Below are 17,072 nucleotides of genomic sequence, written 5' to 3' on the forward strand. Positions count from 1 at the left end.
TCCCAGCTGTTGCTGGTCTCTTTATGCATGTAATGTATAATTAACTTTTGACATTATAATCCTAATTTAGCTTTAACATCTTCTGCCGTGAGCCATCCTTCTTTCCTACCTGATTTTCTCCCACTTCTAAACTAGCTAATCACTTCACCGTTGCTTTAAGCTTATCTAGATCAACTGATTTTAAAATTGCATACTCTCCTCGACCATTTCGGGTTCAACACACTGGATTGTTTTCTTTCACTTCATTCCGAACTTCTGTATGGTTTCTTAAATCGGAAACTGGTTTAATCTTTGACATTATATCTTCTCCTTATCATTATCACACGCATTCCAACGTCAACTAACAACTTGCATTAGCACGTTTAGACGCAGCAATTAATTCTAATGATAACGATAAAACAGGACTCCTATTTATAGAAGTCCTGTTTACATCTATGCATGAACAATCCATATATTACTTATTCATCACTTCCTCGATAGCGCGCATACGGCAGTGAATTCCATGTGCGATAATCCAACTGATCTTTCCCTATCGGAGTGGATAAATCATCGAACATCTTCTGGGCAACTTCGAGTTCTTTCGCCGCTTCCTGTTTATCTTGATACATGAACTCATCTGATGCACTTTCTGTTGCCTGATCCACCTTCTCCTCTAAGTTCCGAACGACCATTTCCTGATGTCTGTGAATGGCCTCGCGTGCTTCCGTCACCCAGTCATCCTGCACCGAACGATTCATATCCGTCACATAGGTAAATTCATTATAAATATCCCGGTACACTCGGTCAGCGTTCTCTCGTACATCTCGAATGACCCCCACTAAATCTTCTATTGTTAGTCGCTGCGCCTCCAACGCTTGGGCGCGCTCCGCACCACCGAGCCGCTCATGTTTTAAATAAAACGGGAAGATACTTTTAATCGTCTTACCGACTGGATTAATCGCCATCTGGTTCTCATCCATCCCCTTTGGCTGAATTCCTTGCATCGCAATCCGAGCCGATTCCGGACGAACGATTTCTTTTGGTGGCAAAACCCCATAGCGTAAAAGTTCACGAATTCCTGTGCCGGAAATATTAATCCGATATTTCCCTTCATGCGGACAAGTATGTTCTGTTGCCGCGCTATCACAGCGCGTACAGTAAAACACTTCCTGAAAAAGCCGGATATCGATCCCTAATTCCTCTGGTTTAAACGTATCAAAAATCGTATGAGCTGCATACTTATCATAGAAATCCCCAATTCCAGCATGGTCCCTGCCAATTAATGCATGCGTACAGCCATAGTTTTTCATAATTAAGGCATGGAGCACAGCCTCGCGGGGCCCTGCAAAAATATAAGTTACCCGCAGCGGTGCAAGGATTGTTCTTTCTTTCGGATAATAGGTTTCAAGCACACTACGGTAAGCAAGCATCCGGAACTCATGACGGGTGTATTCCCGTTTCGCCATTTCGACAAGCGGCTGGACAAATAATCCATCCAGCTCCTCCAATGCATTTCGGTGGATATACTCATGTCCTCGGTGCAAAGGATTAGCTCCTGTAATAAAACCTCCTACTGTCGTAAATTTTTTCTCTTCGTAAAAGAGTTTCCATGTATCTTTCGGTTCCATCCTGATTCCTTCAAACGGTCCCCAATGTACACGGCGCAATAATTGAATCGGCCCACCAAGTGCCGTATCCCCCATCCTCCGGTAAATCGCATCTACCCCCGGGTGGCTCCTGTCCGTCGTATCAAATAGATGCAGCGCGCGGAATTCCCGGTCATAATCAAAGATGTCTTCAATTTTAAGGATTGCTACTGCTTCTTTTGTATGATCTGCCAGTGCTATTTCATCGCCAATATTCAAGGATTTGATAATTTCTTTATTTTTATCCCCAATCGGTGCGAAACTTAGTGGAACCGGCCAGACAACCCCGCTCTTTAATCTCCCTTCCGTAAGTACAGATTTATAGTCTCCTTCGCTCATAAACCCCTTGTTTGGTGAAAGTACACCAGTTGCAATCATTTCTAAGGTAATGACGGCTTCGAGATCCACAACAATCGTTGGTAAATACTTTGCCCTTTCAATTGCTTCCTCAAGTGCTTCTCCTATTAACACTTGATTAACTAACTCACCGCCGTGTGGTTGTTGCGGGTAAGTTGTCATCTTTGTTTGATCGATCACCTTTTGACTCATCAGTCTTCCTCCTTATTTATCTCTATCGTTATAACTTATGAATTTAACTAGCACAGTTGAAAAGCCAAAGCTATAGCAAATCAACCCAATCAAACATTCCTGCTGAATAAAGCGCCCCCTAAACATGAACCAAACAGCCGATCGCTTTCATACAGCGTAAGTGTCCGAAACTCACTTCTGGAGGTCCGCAGTCCAGACACCTCTCGCACCTGCTGAGCGGCTGGTGAGCCTCCTCAGGTTGAGCATTAAGGGGCTCACCAAGCCTATCCTCCCGCAGGAGTCTCGAGGTGTCTGGACTGCTACCAGGAAAGGCCATATTGGGATCATCGTTTGATGTGCTGGAAAGGTATTATCCTTATCGTAGCGGAATAATTTCTATTTAAAATAATCATCTCTACCAGTTCAGTTGCCCGGTGGACGGTGACTCCTGCGGGAACAGCACGAGTCTGGAGACCCCTTAGTGCTCAGCCCGAGGAGCTCTAGCAGTGCCTAAGGATGCGCATCCGTCCACCGGGAAACTGAACGGCGATTAAAGAGCGAACCATGAGAACGTGCAAAATACTTATGCTGTATGAAAGCAATCAGCTGCTGGTTTTGCGAAAGGGTAGTTGGTTCGTTCAGGCTGTGAATGTTTAGTTAAGAATATATGATCATACATTCCCTTCTTTAGTTTGCATCCCGGTATCCTGTATTTGCTTTAACCTTTACTTCAGCATAACGGACTGCATTATATTCTTTTGATAGCAAGGTACCTATAATACCAGCAAGAAAACCTAGTGGAACACTGACAATTGCTGGGTTATCGATAGGGAATATCGGTTCCCCAACAAATAATGCCGCTCCCTCTACTGGTGAGAATACACTCGGACTCATCGAAACGAGGATGAGAGCAGAGAATAAACCGGTCAATAATGCGGATACAGCACCAGCCGTATTAAAACGCTTCCAATATACCGTGTATAAAATAACCGGCAAGTTGGCGCTTGCTGCAATGCAGAACGCTAAGGACACAAGAAACGCAACGTTTAAATATTGTGCACCTAATGCAAGCGCAATGGATAGGACGGATACTGCTAAAGAAGCATAACGAGCTGCGAGCATTTGCTCCCGGTCCGTCACTTTTCCTTTTTTAATAATCTCTCCATAAACGTCATGGGCAAAAGCAGACGCCCCGGACAGAACCAGCCCTGCCACAACAGCTAAAATTGTTGCAAAGGCAACGGCACTAATAAATGCAAATAGAATATTCCCCCCAATGGCTTGTGCAAGAAGTGGCGCTGCCATATTACCACCCGGGTTCGCTGCAAGAATCGAATCTTGCCCGACAAATGCAGCCGCTCCAAAACCTAGGAATAAAGTTAAAATATAAAAAAGACCAATTGTCCAGGTCGCCGTAATGACAGAGCTTCTCGCTGTTTTAGCGTCTTTCACCGTGAAAAATCGCATGAGGATATGCGGTAAGCCTGCAGTTCCTAAGACAAGTGCGACCATTAATGATATCGTGCTTAATGGATCGGTATAAAGAACTCCCGGTTTTAGATAATCTGCACCATGGGATGTCGCCGTCTTTACAGCCGTGAACATGGACGAAATATTGAAATTGAAATGGTATAATACTAAGAAAGAAATAATAAACATCCCTGCCATTAAGAGGACAGCTTTCGTAATTTGAACCCAGCTCGTTGCAATCATTCCGCCAAAAAGTACGTAAATCGTCATCATCACACCAACAATAAGAACCGCAATCCAGTAATCAATCCCAAACAGCAGCTGGATTAATGCACCTGCACCGACAAGCTGGGCAATCATATAAAATAATACAATCGTTATCGTACTTAGTGCTGCTGCACCTCTAATCTTCTTTGCATCGAACCTGGCATTGATCATATCGGCAATCGTATATTTACCAAGGTTCCGCAGCGGTTCTGCGACGAGAAACAGGACAACTAAATAGGCAATGAGAAAACCGATACTGTAGAAAAATCCATCAAATCCATTGAGGGCTATCATCCCTGCTATTCCCAGGAATGAAGCTGCAGAAAGATAATCCCCTGCAATTGCCAATCCATTTTGCCAACCAGTCAATCCCCCTCCGGCTGTATAGAAATCCCCAGTGCTTTTCGTACGTTTTGCAGCATAGTAAGTAATGAAAAGTGTTAAGATGACAATAGCGAGGAATAGGATAACGACGGTGGCATCCATCAACGATTACCTCCTTCGTCCAATTGGTCCTTCACTATTTCTTCGGCCATTTCATCGAAGCGGTTGGCTCTTTTTACGTAAATTGTACTTAGCACCCAAGTCATTATAAATTGAGAAAGTGCAAATACCCAAACCCAAGATATATCACCAAAAAATGATGTATTTAGGAATGTTGTATATGACGTCAGAATCGGAAGCGTAAAGTAAAATACCAGAAAGAAAATCGTCATTGGAACAATAAATTTCTTTTTCGCATGCATGAAGTTTTTAAACTGCCGACTTTCCTCCACTTTAACAAAATCGATTGGTTCTTTTTGTTTGCGCGTAACAGTAACCGGTTGTGTGCTCATTAAAAACATCCTCTCTACCTTAATTTTGAAAACGCTTACCAAGAGTATAGATAGTTTTTTTACTTTTGTTGTAAGTTTTTCGCAAATGGTAGATATTTCGGTGTGAATGGTTCGTATACACAGACAACTAGTTATATTTTGAATTTTTTGATTAAAATCTTACTTGCTGAGCGACTGACCGGTATTTTCGTCTGTTTTCTGTCTTTTAAGGTGACATTACTCGTGCCGTTAAACCATGGTGTAATCTCTAAAATATGGTTCAGATTGACAAGATAACTCCGGTGGGTCCGGAAAAATGATTCATCATTCAACTTGGTCTCTAATTCCCTTAATGTCAATTTACTCTTAATGACTTTATCCAACGTATGGATTTCAATCTGTTTCTTATGTGGTACGGCATAATAAATCGATTCAGGCGATAGTACGACCATCCGCTCTCCATCATCGATGAGCAGCTTATCCGTCATAACTTTAGGCTCAGATGCTGATTTATCCAACTCCTTTGAATGCAATGCTTTTCGCAATCGTTTTAGTGCCCGTTTGAAATGGGATTCTTCATAAGGCTTCAATAAATAGTCAATTGCCTCTATATCAAATGCATCCATTGCATATTCATCATAGGCGGTCGTAAAGATGAATAACGGCTGTTTCACTTCGTCTTTCGTAATATATTTGGCTGCTTCGACTCCAGACATTCCGGGCATTTCTACATCAAGAAAAATAACATCTGGTTGATGAAGCTGATATTGCTCGATTAATTCTTCTCCTGTTTCTGCGTGGGGAGACATAATAATATCATCCTCATGCTGCAGCAAATACATCAGCTCTTTTCTTGCCATCGCTTCATCTTCTGCAATCATCGCCCGTATTATCATGGGATCGCCTTCCTTTCCATTTGATTCAACCGCGGTATTTGGAAATACACTTCACTCCCTCCAGCAGGTAAATTTTGAATGGTTAACTTCGCTGACTCACCAAGCAGGCTAATCAACCGCTGATTCACATTATAAATACCAATCCCTCCACTTTTATCTTTGCTCAATGGTTTATGACCGGCATCTTTTAGTATATGCTCAGCAAAGCCATCGCCATTATCACGTACGAGAATAAACACCGTACTCGCTTCAACTGTAACGACAATATCAATTCTTCCATGCTTTGCTTTATGATGCAGACCATGATTGACACAATTTTCCACAAGCGGCTGAATCGTCGATGGCGGGATGTAAATATCCGAAAGATCCTCCGGCCGTTCAAAATGAATGGTCAGCCGGTCGGCAAATCTCGCTTGAATAATCGCGGTATATGCTTCGACATGCTCACATTCCTTTTCCAATTCAACAAGTGATTTCTGTACGAGACGCAAATTAAAGCGCATAAATCCCGCAAGCTTTAAGGTAAGATGTCGCGCTTTTTCTGCATCTTCACGAAATAGGGTAGCAATAAGCTGTAGCGTATTAAATAGAAAATGTGGATTGATCTGCGCTTGTAAATTCCTGAGCTCTGTATCTCTCATATGCATTTTCAACTTCTCAGCATGCAACATCGTCAGTTGGTTCGTAATGAATTGACCAAGTCCTTCAGCCATCGTAATTTCCACAGGGGAAATATGCTGTGGTTTTCTAAAGTAAAAAATAATTAAGCCAGCTTCATCATCTCTTTTAGATATCGGAATCATAATTGCTGCTTGTAACGGACAATTCGCTTCAGGGCATTCCAATTCGTCTTTCGTGTACGTTACCTTCATCGTCTTTGTCGCAATAGCTTCCTTCGCGAGCTTGGAACGAATCCTTTTCTCTGTCTGATGATGATTGCCGATACCCTTATGCGCAAGAACTTCATGGTGATTCGTTACGGAGACAGCAGCAAGATCCAGCCGGTCATAGAGTAAGTCCGCTATTCCCTGGGCCATCCCTTCACTTCCATCCTGCTTCAAATAGGGAATCGCTTCTTCCGCAATCGTTAATCCCTGTTTCGTTGCAAGTGCTGCTTCATTTTCCTGTTCCTTAAGCACAATCCCAATCATCGCAGTAAAAATCGCGATTGCCACACTATTTGACAAAACAAGCGGCAGCCCCACCCAGTCTACCACCCGTACAATATCATATGCATCCGTATAAAAAATGAGTAGCAGCTGCATTTGTAAAACTGGTGGGAAAACTCCGATAAACAATGCTTTTAACGGAGAAATAACTCGCTCATTAGAGAAGAATCTTGCTGTTAACCCAGCCAATAACCCTGTCAGCGGATTCACAAATCCATTCGCAAGCCCGCCAATCCCACCAAGGAATATTAAATGGACACCTGCAATCAGACCCGCACCAAGTCCCACTACAGGACCACCTAATAAACCTGCAATAACGACGGCTACAAGGCTTGTACTAACAATCAGCTGGTGATCCTCCACAGGGAAAATAATAAAATCGACATGCAGCACGTGAGTCTGATCAATGACAATTCCCGTGATTGTGCTTGCAATCGCAAAAATGCCGAATACAATCGCATGCACCATCGTCATTCCAATGTTAAAATTCCGGTCAAGCAGCCGCTTAAATCCCGGTGTTCTCGTTAATACAAATGCAATGACGAGAAGAAGCCCAATCCGTTCAAAGAGAATGATTGTTAAATCTTTCATGAAGCATCACTCCTTGAACGAGTAGCCGACTGTGCTTTTCTGAAAAACGCAGGATAATCCCCTTCATTTTCCGATTGATTCCCCGATGCCAGTGCACCGAGGAAAGCTCCTAGAAATCCAAGCGGAATGGCAATAATACCAGGATTATATAATGGAATAATCGCTTCCCTTCCGATTAAGCCATGCTCTGGATGCATCACATGAGGTCCCAGCACGAGCAGAACGAGTGATACGATCAAGCCGCTTAACATTCCCGCAATGACTCCTGTTCGGTTGAACTTTTTCCAATAAATCGTAAACAACAGCACAGGGAAAATACTTGACGCTGCAACGATAAACGTCATCGATACAAGAAAGGTCACATTCATCGTTTCCAGCCGTAATGCAAATATAGTCGAAAGTAACCCGATTGCGAGAGCCGTCCAGCGCGCTGCGTAGAGCTGCTCTTTTTCTGTTGATTTCCCCTTTTTCCACACCATATGATATATATCATGGGAAAAAGCAGTCGTTGCCGAAATGACAAGACCTGCAACAACAGCAACAATTGTCGTAAAAGCAACCGCGGAGATGAACGCCAAGAGAAAATCACCGCCGACTGCTTGTGCGAGCAATGGAGCTGCCAAATTCCCCGTAGAATCAGTCGCTACCAATGTCTCATAGCCTATTAAAGCGATTGTTCCAAGTCCAAGAATCAGCGTCATCAAATAAAACGTGCCGATGATCCAAGTAGCGCTAAGGAGAGAACGCCGCACTTCGAATGTATTTTTCACAGTGAACAATCGGATTAATATATGCGGAAGTCCTGCAGTACCTAGAATCAGCGCAAGTTGCAAGGAAATTAATTCAATTGTATGATCGAATAAATGCCCCGGATGAAAAAAATATTCCCCAAGCGGAGAGTGTGCTTGTACATCCGTAATAATCGCAGGTATGTTCCAATTATAATTGGATAGGACGATGAGCGATAACAAAAATGTACCTGACATGAGGACAATCGTCTTCACAATTTGCACCCAAGATGTTGCAATCATCCCGCCGAACATAACGTAAATCGTCATCAAACTCCCGATTACAAGTACAGAAATCGAATAATCAATATTAAGCAATAACCGTAACAGGAACCCCGATGCAACAAGCTGTGGTATCATATAAAGAATCGAAATCGTAAAGGCGCCAATCGCCAGCATAAGCCGCATTGAGCTACCTGGAAAACGCGAACAAATGACATCGCCAAGCGAATATTTCCCAAGTCGATGTACAGGCTCTGCAATCAAGAACAGCACAACCAAATAAGATACTAAAAAACCAATTGAATATAAAAATCCGTCATATCCATTGAAAGCGATTGTTCCAACAATTCCAAGGAATGAAGCTGCACTAATAAAATCTCCGGCAATCGCAAGCCCATTTTGAAAACCGGTTAAACTTCCGTCCGCTGTATAAAATATGTTCGTTGTTACACTTCGCTTTGCTGCCCAGTATGTAATGATCAGTGTACAAACGACAATACAAATAAAAAATAAGAAGTAGGTGAGATTCACTAAGTCACTCCTCCTGTATCATTTGCTCTGTCAGCTTATCCAGTTTTTTTGCTTTTAAATGATACAACCAGCCAAGCAGCCAAATCATGATAATCTGCAGAAATGCATATGCCCAAGCCCATGTCACTCCCGGAATAAAACTTTGCCGATTCATCGTCTCAGGGAAATAGATAAGTGATACAGGAAGTAAAAAGTAGAATAGAAAGGCAAAAGAAACCGCCGTCAATATAAAGCGACGCTTCTCACGCCATATTTTTTCATATCCTTTCTCCATGCCCACTCCCCCCTCTCCCTTAGTAAAAAACTGTAAATTTCTTTAATTATGAATATATATGAAGAAGCATAACTTGTAAAGAGGAAAGTTTATGATGTATTAATGGTTTGTAAGATCTCCACCTCTAAACATGAGGGAAACCAAAAAGGGGAAGGTAGGGGATAAAATGAAACTTTATATAGTGGAATGAATTTTATAATTACCGTAGTCGGCTTTTCCATCACCATATGTAGTTGGGAACGAACCAACTCAACTACATATGGTGATGGTGAAGCATTAAATACGTATTATGAAATTCATTAAGTGGAGTTAACAGAAACAAATAAGCCTGGCATTTTTTTATGCCAGACTAACTTTTCCTCTAATCTAATTTTGTTGTCAGTGAATTTAATGAATCTGCTGAAACTGCAACTTCCTCGAACGACTCTCCCAGCAGACCGAGACTCTCACTAAACTGCTGGATCTCATCTGCCATTTTATTGTTTTGTGTATCGGTATCATTCATCGTTAAGACGATTTCTTCAAAATGTGTTTCCGTATCATTAGAATAACGGTTACCCGTTTGTACATCTTCACGTATCTGGTCCAAGGTATTCGTTAAATTACTTACTTGTTCGGTCGTATTTTTAATTAATGAAGCGACATTAACAACTGCGCCTTTCGTCTGATCGGATAACTTACGAACTTCTTCCGCCACAATCGCAAATCCTCGCCCTGATTCACCGGCTCTTGCTGCTTCAATGCTTGCATTAAGGGAAAGCAGGTTCGTTTGTTCGGCCACACCGGATACGAGATTGATTATATCCTGCATTTGCTGCATCACTTTTTCCAATTCTTCTGCATCTGACCGAATCGCTTCAACCGATGCAGTAATACGGTTCATTTTATTCGTAAGCTGACTTAACTGTTGTTTACCTGACGCTGCCTTATTTTTTGCTGATTCGGATAAGCTAGAGCCCTGTTTCACTAAAACTACAATATCGTCGGATTGGGCAATTAATTCTTCCATCGTTGCATTCGTTTGCTGGGAAATTGCTGCTAGTGTTTCGGACGTATTTTCAATTTCCAAGCGGATGTTCTGTTTTGCTTCAGCTATTGTCTGCTTCACTCGCGCCATCTCTTCTTCATATGCTTCAAGTACCAACTGTTCTTCCAAATTGATAATTTTACTGACTGCCCGAAAGGCGAGAATTGATTCTTTCCGGTCCGGCACTTGCTCATCAATAATATCAATCAACGAATTCAAAATATCTTGGAAGGCTGCCAAATACCATTTCGCCTCTAAACCAATTTTGACATGGACATGGGCAACGATATGACGTTTTTTAACATATTCCGCATCTATTTCACCCGTAAACATTTCAACAATATGACGTCTTAGCGTCTGCTTCAACCGTTCGATCGAGCTATAATGATTAATAATATGAATTAAAGATGCTTCTTTTTCCAGGTTCGAATAAAATTGGTCAATAATCGGCACAATTTTTTCCATTACATATGGTTGCAAAGCATGTAGTATTTGTAAATCATCTGTTGTAAGTCCTATCATCTTAATTTGATGATCCATTGCACTATTCGGCTCTGCTTTTAAGCTAACGTCATGAATTTCCCCATTAAAAATCAGCTCTCTTGTCTTTTCTTTTCTTCGTAGCATAAACATGCTGTCTCTCCCCCAAACTCATCTATGTAACTATCCTACTATAAGCAGACATAGATTCCAACACAATTTAGGTATTATCACTCTGTTTATCTTAACATAATAAAAAAACACATGAATGGATATCCATTCATGTGCCCATTTTTATCATCGTTTTAAAATCTCGCCAATCAGTGAGTCGCTCTATTTCCAGTTCTTGATTATAGGATTGATCTTTGACAATTAACCCGGTTGGTGTGTGGAGTAGTGTATTCAAGACAGCCGGTTTATCATCCACATAATAATCCAATTCAAGCTCTTCAATTATTTTTATTTTTTCCTCATCTTGCATCCCATAGAAAAAGCGTTCATCAGCAACAGGAAATCCTTTTTCTTTCATCCATTTCCGCGTCCGGATACCGTGTTCTTTCGGTCTTGCGGTTATATAGTAAATTTCGTGTCCCTCTTCGGCCAATTCAACTAAAACCTCTTTCGCTCCGGGAAAAGCTGGGCAATCGGTATAATAGATTTCTTCTAAAGAACGATTCCACATTTCTTTCCCTTCCACATCGGTCAGTCCGAATGGCTCATGAATTTCCACCCGTTTAATTCCTTTAAAAATGTCTAATGATAAATCCTGTTTCAGCCGCTTTGTATAAATACGAAAGGCATGTTCTCGTAAATTAATTAACGTATCATCTATATCGAAACCAAATTTCATCTCGTAACCCCTCAATCTTTATATATTGGATAACCAATATATTTCAAATCTCTGCCAACTGGAATAAATGCTGTATTGGTTAGTTCAACCGCATCTTTCATCAAATCGACCCCAGTTCCTTCCAAAAAAGTTGGAGCATTTGTCCCACCCACAAGCTTAGGAGCAATATAAAGAACCACTTTATCAATTAATTTATGTTCAAGAAACGAAGCATGAATATTCCCGCCACCTTCAATCATCACAGAAGATATTCCTTCTTCCCCTAATCGTTCTATGACTTCATGCGGATTGACAGTACGCTTACCGTTTGTCACAAAAATACGCACACCCGCTTTTTCCAATTCCTTTTTCTTTGTTTCGTCATGTGCAAGACTCGTAAATATCCATGTCGCTGCTTTTTGATCCGTTACGAGCTGATAATCAAGCGGGATTTTTAAAGTGGAGTCAAGCACGATCCGAACGGGATTTCTTCCATTCGGAATTCGCGTTGTAAGCGCTGGGTTATCTTCTAGCACCGTATTGATTCCTGCCAGGATGCCCATGTTCTCATTACGGAGGTGGTGAACATCATGTCTTGCTTCCTCTGAAGTAATCCATTTACTGTCAAGCATGTGTGTGGCGACTTTACCGTCCAGCGTAATTCCTGCTTTCAATGTTAGAAATGGCTTTTTTTCCACAATAAATTTATTGAACACTTCATTCATTTTTCGAGCCTTTTCCTCAAGAACTCCCGTAACCACTTCAACGCCGGCATTCTCCAAGATTTTTACGCCACTTCCAGATACTACGGGGTTCGGGTCAAGTGTCGCAATGACCGCTTTTTTAATCCCAGCTTCTACAATTGCTTCAGCACAAGGACCAGTTCTGCCATGGTGGGAGCATGGCTCAAGCGTGATGTAAATCGTACCACCACGCGCGAGATCTCCTGCCATTCGTAATGCATGAACCTCTGCATGCGGTTCTCCCGCTTTCAAATGGGTGCCGACTCCGACGATCCGGTTGTTATTCACAATGACTGATCCAACAAGCGGATTTGGATCGGTCTGACCTTTCATAGCCCGAGCGTTCGAGAGAGCAAGGTCCATATAAAATTCATGATTAGTCATTGGGGCAAGTTCCCTCCGCTCTCATATGACCGGATTTTGCAATTTTCGTTTCTAAATATTTCTGATTGTATTCCGATACGTCTCCCCACAACGGTGTCCTGCCTGCAACATGCATCCCAGAATTCCGTAATGCTTCTAATTTCTCTGGGTTATTCGTAATTAAGGTGACCGGCTTTGTACGTAAGCTCTTCAGCACGGTAATCGCGTCATCATAATTACGCAGATCATTATCGAAGCCTAGACTTTCATTCGCTTCGACCGTATCAAAACCATTTTCCTGAAGGACATATGCCATTGCTTTACTGAATAAACCAATTCCCCGTCCTTCGTGATTTGCCAGGTAGAATAGCGCACCTGCGCCATGCTCCTTAATCCGCTTCATGGATTCTTTTAATTGGAAACCACAGTCGCAACGTTTACTTCCAAAAATATCGCCCGTATGACAAATGGAATGCAAGCGAATTAATGCATCGTCTGCTTCTTTAAAGTCACCGTAAACAAGGACACTCGATTGCTGTTGTTCCGCAAGATTTGCAGACGCCAGATGATCAATGATTTTCTCATAATCCTCCGTAACTTCATCGTAATTCAACCAGGAGTACCACCGAAAGACGACTGTTTCCCCGTATAAATTAACCGGGAGCTGGATTGGTCCGACCAAATAGATGGCCTGATCTTGCTTTTTAATTAATTGTATTTTATCTTTTAAAAGCGCAAAGGCTTTGGATTCTGATTTAACATCTGCCATATTTCTTTTCTCCTTTCACTACTTATCTTAGTATAGTGAAATAATTATCGAGCTTCAATTTATCTTTCTCGGAAATCGATTCTTTTATCACACATTAAATATGATGTTTCACTTTATGACAGACCTACTCCATTCCTTTTCCAAATATACCGTAGAAAAATAACTTCGTCAGATCTTCTGTAAGCGGAAGAAGTGATGATGCTATATCTTCCCTCCTCATATGATCAGCGAACATCTGAATATACAGCATGATTGCCTCATCAGAAATCGACTTATCGATATAGCCTTGTTCCTTCCCTTCCGCAATTAATTCCAAGAACTGCGGAAGAGCTGTTTCTGTATAAAACTTCATTATATAACTGTCTTCCTGCATATAGTTTTTCATAAAGTACTCGAGAAACTCTTCATTTATTTGATTGGCAACCAATGTTTTATCAAAAATCATCGTTTTGACCTTTTCTGGGAAAGGTATTTTGCTATTGAATAACCTTAAATACTCTTCCCATACTTGATGGACGTAATAGCGATATACTTCCCCGATTAAATTATCTTTGCTCTCGAAATAATTATAAATTGTCACCTGAGATACATCTGCAACTTTTGCAATCTCAGAAACGGAAACTTTACTTATCCCATTTTTCAAAAACAATGATAAGGATGCTTCTAATATGTTGTTCTTTTTCAATGCTTTTCTTCGCTCAAAGCCATTCATCGCTTTCACCTCCTCATTAGTTTAATAAAATTTATGAAATATAACAAATAGAATAGTTCAAATCTATTGCATGCTTCAGGAGTTTTCTATATTATGAACTATGAGATATAAAATATTTCAAAACTTTTTTATAACCATTTTAGAGAGGATGAGCATCTTGTCGGTGGTAGAAGTTAGAAATCTTTATAAGAAATTCGGTAAATTCCATGCGCTTAATGGAGTCGATTTAACATTGAACCAAGGGGAAATATACGGTTTTATTGGACCTAATGGCGCCGGAAAGTCCACTACAATTCGAATATTGCTTGGCATTTTAAAAGCCTCAGGAGGAAGGGCGTCGATTTTCGGAAAAGACACTTGGAAAGATGCGGTGGAGATCCATAAACGACTCGCCTATGTTCCTGGTGATGTGAATCTTTGGCCGAACTTGACTGGTGGTGAGGTGATCGATTTATTTGTTGGGTTAAGAGGTGGGGATACTAAAAGAAAACGAGAAGAATTGCTGGAGCGATTTGCATTGGATCCGTCGAAAAAATGTCGTACCTATTCGAAAGGAAACCGGCAGAAGGTTGCATTAGTTGCAGCTTTTGCATCTGATCCAGAGTTATTTATTTTTGATGAACCGACTTCTGGACTTGATCCGTTGATGGAACAAGTTTTCCAAGAATATGTTCAAGAAGCGAAAGATGCAGGAAAAACAGTTCTCCTTTCCAGTCATATTTTATCGGAAGTAGAGAAGCTCTGTGACAGGGTCGGAATCATTCGCCAAGGTGAAATTATTGAATCAGGAACATTAAGTGAACTAAGGCACTTAACGCGCACAAACTTATTGGTCGAGACAAAGAAACTTATCCCTCTGATTGGTGAAGTAAAAGGTATTCACAATGTGGGAGAGGATGGACAGACGCTGAGCTTTCAAGTAGATGCTGAAGAGCTTGATTCAGTCATCCGGCACGTCAGCCAATATGGAATCCTGAAATTGGAAAGTGCCCCTCCAACATTAGAAGATTTATTTATGCGCCATTACGAGCATAAGCAAGAAACGAATACAGGAGGGAATTCCTAATGTTCCCCTCCACGTCTTATAATGTTGGTTCCTTAATTAAATTTACGATAAGAAAAGACCGCATCCGGATTCCGCTTTGGCTCATTGGTATTATTTTCTTTACTGTTCTAATTCCTGTTGCGCTTGATGATATGTTTCCAACGCAAGAAGAGCGAGATGTTATGGCTGAAACGATGGCAAATCCGGCAATGACCGCAATGGTCGGTCCAGGTGATATTGAAAATTACACAATCGGTGCGATGACGACACATAATATGTTGCTGTTTACAGCAGTGGTTGTTGGATTAATGAGTATCCTGCTCGTTATCCGGCATACGCGCACTGAGGAAGAAGATGGTCTTTCTGAATTAATTCTTGCGCTTCCTGTCGGTAGATTAGCGAATTTAAACGCGACACTTTTTGTTTTAACCGTAACACATATCATTCTAGCTCTTATTTCTGGTTTTAGTTTATATGCTTTAGGTTTAGATAGTATGGATCTGGAAGGTTCCTTATTGTATGGGGCCGTATTAGGTGGGACCGGAATCTTCTTCACCGGAATTGCGGCAGTATCCGCCCAGATTTCGGAAAGCTCTCGGGGTGCAACTGGATTATCGATCGCAGCATTGCTCCTCGCTTATTTCATTCGTGCCATTGGCGATGTGAGTAATGAAACATTATCCCTTTTCTCACCGCTCGGGCTTGTTACCCGTACCGAAGCTTATTCGACTAATGTGTGGTGGCCAGTGTTGCTTCTTGCCGGATTTTCTGCTTTATTGTTTTTACTTGCTAATTATTTAAATGCAATTCGTGACTGGGGAGCTGCCTTTCTTCATGCCCGCGCTGGAAAGACATATGCCTCACGTTTTCTACAAACACCGATTGGACTTTTTTTCCGTACACAGCGCACGGCTTTTATTTCCTGGGGAATAGGTATGTTTGTTTTAGGCTTGTCTTATGGTTCCATCATGGGAGATTTAGAATCATTCTTTCAGGGGAATGAGCTTTTAGAACAAATGCTGGTAGCTGAGGAAGGTTATTCTTTAACCGAACAATTCATCCCAGCATTGATGATTGTAATGGGAATACTCGCTACCGTTCCACCGATTATCGCAATGAATAAATTAATCGGTGAAGAAAAGAAAAATCGAACCGAGTCGATTCTTGCTGCCCCGGTATCACGTGGGAAGCTGATGGCGAGCAATTTAGCCATCGCTGTAATGAATGGTTTTATTATGATTTCTTTATCAGGAATCGGGCTTTTTCTTGCTGCAGAAACTGTGATGGAGGATGGATTTTCCTTTGGAATGATATACGGGGCTTCTCTCGTATTTTATCCGGCGATGCTTGTCATGATTAGCTTTTCCGCGTTCTTAATTGGCTTTGCACCAAAACTTACCGGCTTAATTTGGGTATATGTCGTATTTTCCTTTATCACGAATTATCTCGGCGGGCTGCTGGACTTCCCGGCATGGGTAGAGAAGCTTTCTCCTTTTGGTTACATCCCATCGCTTCCAGTCGAAAATATGGAATGGGCACCAATTGTCATGCTATCCCTAATAGCCATTATCTTAGCAATACTAGGATTTATCGGTTACCAGAAGAGAGATATTGCAGGTTAGTGCGGGACAGTGGGGTCAGAGTAAATGTCCCAGTTCTTTTGGGATCGTTGCTCTGATTTTTTTGTTGTTTTTAGGATAGACCCGAGGGAATTCGGATATTTAAAGGTTTGGGTTTGGTAACTGTGTGGTCTTACATCCTTTAAATGCAGAACTTCCTTGTTAACAGAATAAAATCTGGGACATTTGCTGACCCCATGTCCCACTTAAATCATAGCATAGGTTGACTAGGATTTATGACTTGTTTCTTGACATTTAATATGTTTTATCATAAATTATATACATGAGCATGTGTTCATATATTGAGAT

Annotated in this window: 14 protein-coding genes; 2 read left to right on the forward strand and 12 right to left on the reverse strand. The window is 41.4% G+C overall.

The features are described from left to right. Positions 1 to 458: 458 nt before the first annotated feature. The 12 genes from LZD48_RS10955 to LZD48_RS11010 all read right to left on the reverse strand — a co-directional run bounded on the left by LZD48_RS10955 (position 459) and on the right by LZD48_RS11010 (position 14,099). On the reverse strand, positions 459 to 2,174 hold the full coding sequence (locus tag LZD48_RS10955; RefSeq protein ID WP_235762789.1) for a sulfate adenylyltransferase: 1,716 nt from the start codon (positions 2,172 to 2,174) through the stop codon (positions 459 to 461). Positions 2,175 to 2,840: 666 nt separating this feature from the next. Beyond that, on the reverse strand, positions 2,841 to 4,376 hold the full coding sequence (locus tag LZD48_RS10960) for a solute symporter family protein (protein ID WP_235762854.1): 1,536 nt from the start codon (positions 4,374 to 4,376) through the stop codon (positions 2,841 to 2,843). Next, positions 4,376 to 4,726 (reverse strand): DUF485 domain-containing protein, encoded by a 351-nt coding sequence (locus LZD48_RS10965; protein ID WP_235762790.1) that lies wholly within the window; start codon positions 4,724 to 4,726, stop codon positions 4,376 to 4,378. The genes LZD48_RS10960 and LZD48_RS10965 overlap by 1 nt, the downstream gene beginning before the upstream one ends. Positions 4,727 to 4,857: 131 nt before the next feature. Next, positions 4,858 to 5,601: a LytR/AlgR family response regulator transcription factor gene (locus tag LZD48_RS10970; RefSeq protein ID WP_235762791.1), complete on the reverse strand. Its 744-nt coding sequence runs from the start codon at positions 5,599 to 5,601 to the stop codon at positions 4,858 to 4,860. Then, positions 5,598 to 7,361 (reverse strand): LytS/YhcK type 5TM receptor domain-containing protein, encoded by a 1,764-nt coding sequence (locus tag LZD48_RS10975; protein ID WP_235762792.1) that lies wholly within the window; start codon positions 7,359 to 7,361, stop codon positions 5,598 to 5,600. The genes LZD48_RS10970 and LZD48_RS10975 overlap by 4 nt, the downstream gene beginning before the upstream one ends. Continuing rightward, on the reverse strand, positions 7,358 to 8,902 hold the full coding sequence (locus LZD48_RS10980; RefSeq protein ID WP_235762793.1) for a solute symporter family protein: 1,545 nt from the start codon (positions 8,900 to 8,902) through the stop codon (positions 7,358 to 7,360). Before LZD48_RS10980 ends, LZD48_RS10975 begins: the two co-directional genes overlap by 4 nt. Positions 8,903 to 8,906: 4 nt before the next feature. Next, positions 8,907 to 9,176, reverse strand: a complete 270-nt coding sequence (locus LZD48_RS10985; protein ID WP_235762794.1) for a DUF485 domain-containing protein — start codon at positions 9,174 to 9,176, stop codon at positions 8,907 to 8,909. A gap of 361 nt (positions 9,177 to 9,537) precedes the next feature. Then, positions 9,538 to 10,836, reverse strand: coding sequence for a globin-coupled sensor protein (locus LZD48_RS10990; protein WP_235762795.1), 1,299 nt, complete (start codon positions 10,834 to 10,836; stop codon positions 9,538 to 9,540). Positions 10,837 to 10,963: 127 nt separating this feature from the next. Beyond that, the gene (locus tag LZD48_RS10995; RefSeq protein WP_235762796.1) at positions 10,964 to 11,533 is read right to left on the reverse strand and encodes a 5' nucleotidase, NT5C type; all 570 of its coding nucleotides are present in this window, start codon (positions 11,531 to 11,533) and stop codon (positions 10,964 to 10,966) included. Between the two features lie 11 nt (positions 11,534 to 11,544). Then, on the reverse strand, positions 11,545 to 12,639 hold the full coding sequence (gene ribD / locus LZD48_RS11000) for a bifunctional diaminohydroxyphosphoribosylaminopyrimidine deaminase/5-amino-6-(5-phosphoribosylamino)uracil reductase RibD (protein ID WP_235762797.1): 1,095 nt from the start codon (positions 12,637 to 12,639) through the stop codon (positions 11,545 to 11,547). Further along, positions 12,632 to 13,387 (reverse strand): GTP cyclohydrolase II, encoded by a 756-nt coding sequence (locus LZD48_RS11005; protein WP_235762798.1) that lies wholly within the window; start codon positions 13,385 to 13,387, stop codon positions 12,632 to 12,634. The genes ribD and LZD48_RS11005 overlap by 8 nt, the downstream gene beginning before the upstream one ends. A gap of 124 nt (positions 13,388 to 13,511) precedes the next feature. After that, the gene (locus tag LZD48_RS11010; RefSeq protein WP_235762799.1) at positions 13,512 to 14,099 is read right to left on the reverse strand and encodes a TetR/AcrR family transcriptional regulator; all 588 of its coding nucleotides are present in this window, start codon (positions 14,097 to 14,099) and stop codon (positions 13,512 to 13,514) included. Between the two features lie 157 nt (positions 14,100 to 14,256). Between LZD48_RS11010 and LZD48_RS11015 the strand changes: the two genes are divergently transcribed. Next, a complete protein-coding gene (locus LZD48_RS11015; RefSeq protein WP_310739810.1) occupies positions 14,257 to 15,165 on the forward strand; it encodes an ABC transporter ATP-binding protein in 909 nt (302 codons plus the stop codon). Beyond that, the gene (locus LZD48_RS11020; RefSeq protein WP_235762801.1) at positions 15,165 to 16,766 is read left to right on the forward strand and encodes an ABC transporter permease; all 1,602 of its coding nucleotides are present in this window, start codon (positions 15,165 to 15,167) and stop codon (positions 16,764 to 16,766) included. The genes LZD48_RS11015 and LZD48_RS11020 overlap by 1 nt, the downstream gene beginning before the upstream one ends. Positions 16,767 to 17,072 lie beyond the last annotated feature (306 nt).

This window comes from Oceanobacillus alkalisoli (genome assembly GCF_021556485.1).
GTDB classification, from domain to species: Bacteria; Bacillota; Bacilli; order Bacillales; family Amphibacillaceae; genus Oceanobacillus; species Oceanobacillus alkalisoli.